The sequence below is a fragment of the Alkalicoccobacillus porphyridii genome (assembly GCF_007293315.1).
Lineage (GTDB): Bacteria > Bacillota > Bacilli > Bacillales > Bacillaceae_D > Alkalicoccobacillus > Alkalicoccobacillus porphyridii.
In genome coordinates, this window is sequence record NZ_VLXZ01000350.1 from 1 (window position 1) to 249 (window position 249).

1 protein-coding gene is annotated in these 249 nt (G+C 54.2%); it reads right to left on the bottom strand.

Features of this window, described 5'->3' with window-relative positions; all coding sequences use genetic code 11:
* Nucleotides 1-178, bottom strand: a 178-nt coding sequence (locus FN960_RS24545) for an S-adenosylmethionine:tRNA ribosyltransferase-isomerase (RefSeq protein WP_185971167.1), incomplete at its 3' end; no start/stop codon positions are given.
* Nucleotides 179-249: the final 71 nt, after the last annotated feature.

Consider the following 249-nt stretch of genomic DNA (forward strand, 5'->3'; position numbering starts at 1 on the left):
TTTTAAAAACCAGAAGATCGCCGGGGTTGAGCTTATCAAGTAAATCGGTGAAAGTACCGTGCGTCAGCGCGCCCGTCGGCCCGTCCAGCGACAGTAAACGACAGCTACTGCGTTCAGGCATGGGATAGTGGGCAATCAGGGATTCGGGCAATTCAAAGGAGAAATCGGTAACGCGCATGACACTGACTCAGACTAAAATAAGAGGCGGGTAGTCTAGTGCCGGGGCGCTCTCCCTGCAACCGTTACCCC